General features: G+C 41.6%; 2 protein-coding genes. Both read right to left on the reverse strand.

What is annotated here, in order from left to right:
- Window positions 1-62: 62 nt before the first annotated feature.
- Window positions 63-791: a transposase gene (locus B4O97_RS19065; RefSeq protein ID WP_083053107.1), complete on the reverse strand. Its 729-nt coding sequence runs from the start codon at window positions 789-791 to the stop codon at window positions 63-65.
- A 116-nt stretch (window positions 792-907) separates the two neighbouring features.
- Window positions 908-1627 (reverse strand): transposase, encoded by a 720-nt coding sequence (locus B4O97_RS19070; protein ID WP_158084409.1) that lies wholly within the window; start codon window positions 1625-1627, stop codon window positions 908-910.
- Window positions 1628-1696 lie beyond the last annotated feature (69 nt).

Below are 1696 nucleotides of genomic sequence, written 5' to 3' on the forward strand. Positions count from 1 at the left end.
GGGGCTGTCTAAGAAGAATCTTAGTCAGCTCCTTTACTATTTTGGGAGTGAGGGTCTCCTCCTTACATCAGTCTTCTGATGTTATACCCAATCATATGAATCCCCCAATCACGTGAGGCCGCTGATAGACCCCATCCATGAAACCGCCTGAATTGCTGGTTTCCTTTAATCTGCCCAAATACCGTTTCAATTTCAAACTTTCTTCTTCGATACAACTGTCTTCCCTCTGGTGTTTCAAGTTGTTCCCTGGCCCGCTGGTTTAAACGCAACCTTTCCAAGTTTATCTGCACAGTACGGTTTTCGCTTGTGGTACACTTATTGCGCACAGAACACTGCATACAGGTTTTACCCTCATAGGTTCTGTAATAATCTATCCGACCACTTCGGTATTTTCTTGAATGTTCACCTTTAAATTGTAATTTTTCTCCTTCCGGGCAAACCATACAATCTTGTTCAGCGTTATATTGAAAACGCCAATAGCGGTAACGATACTTTTTGCTTCGCTTCTGTTTTTCCTGGTCCCAATGCTGATATTTGATAAAGGCTTTGATATTACTCTCTTCAAGTTGCTTGTAGTTTTCCAAGCTGCTATATCCTTTATCCGCAATAAGATTCTCCGGATATGCTCCAAACTGGTCACGAAAAGACTTCAAATGAGGAAGCAATGTTCTGGTATCTGTGGGATTAGGATAAAGAGCATAGCTGGTAACAAAACCATTTTCTGTCCCTGCCTGAATATTATATCCAGGCTTCAGTTGCCCATTCTGCATATGATCTTCTTTCATACGCATGAAAGTTGCATCAGGATCGGTCTTGGAAAAGCTGCGACGCTCTCCAAGGGTAACTCTATACTGTTCATATTTTTGCTTACGTGGAAGAAGATCACGAGCAAGTGTTTTATGGACTTTCAGGAGTTTTTTTTTACCTGTTTGTCTTCCTCATTTGATAGATTCTCAAGGGTTCTGTTTATCTGAGCTGCCATTTGGGCGATAGTCTCAGAACTCACCGGTCCTTTTCCCATTTCGGGTAAATCATCCTCTCCAAACTCTATGTTTTCTTCTGCTGTCAGTCGCTGTACTTCTTTAAGGTACTGGCGGACCTTTTCTTCAAGACGGCTATCAAATGTCTCTACAGCTTTTTTCCAGACAAATGTATACCGGTTAGCCCGTGATTCAATCTTTGTTCCATCTACGTACAATGTATTGAGACTAACATACCCTTGTTTGTGGAGTAATTTTACAACCTCTACAAAAACTTCATTGATAACGGAAGTAAGCTTGTCCTTCCGGAAATTATTTATTGTACGAAAATCAGGGGACTGACAGCCGGCGATCCATCGAAAATAGATGTTCTCCCGCACATTTTTTGCTATCATGCGAGAACTACATACGTTATTTAGATAACCGTAGACAATTACTTTCAGAAGCATAAGGGGATGGTAACGACTGGCGCCACCTCCGACATACTTCTTTAGAATCGGGGTAAGATTCAACTGATCTAATGTTGAGTCAACTAAACGAACAAGGTGGTTAGCTGGGATCATTTCATCCGCAGTAGGCGGAAACAGCTCTCCTTGACCAACAACATACGGCTTAAAGGTTACTTTGTCAGAAACTCCTCTTGGCATAGTGAATTCTAGCATAACCTATAGCACATGTAAATTTAAAAAGGGACTGCCTACTTAATAGACAGCCCC

This window comes from Marispirochaeta aestuarii (genome assembly GCF_002087085.1).
Lineage (GTDB): Bacteria > Spirochaetota > Spirochaetia > JC444 > Marispirochaetaceae > Marispirochaeta > Marispirochaeta aestuarii.

Coding starts and splice junctions, on each gene's coding strand:
- B4O97_RS19070 (WP_158084409.1), bottom strand. CDS start 1,627: ATGCCAAGAGGAGTTTCTGACAAAGTAACCTTTAAGCCGTATGTTGTT.
- B4O97_RS19065 (WP_083053107.1), bottom strand. CDS start 791: ATGCGTATGAAAGAAGATCATATGCAGAATGGGCAACTGAAGCCTGGA.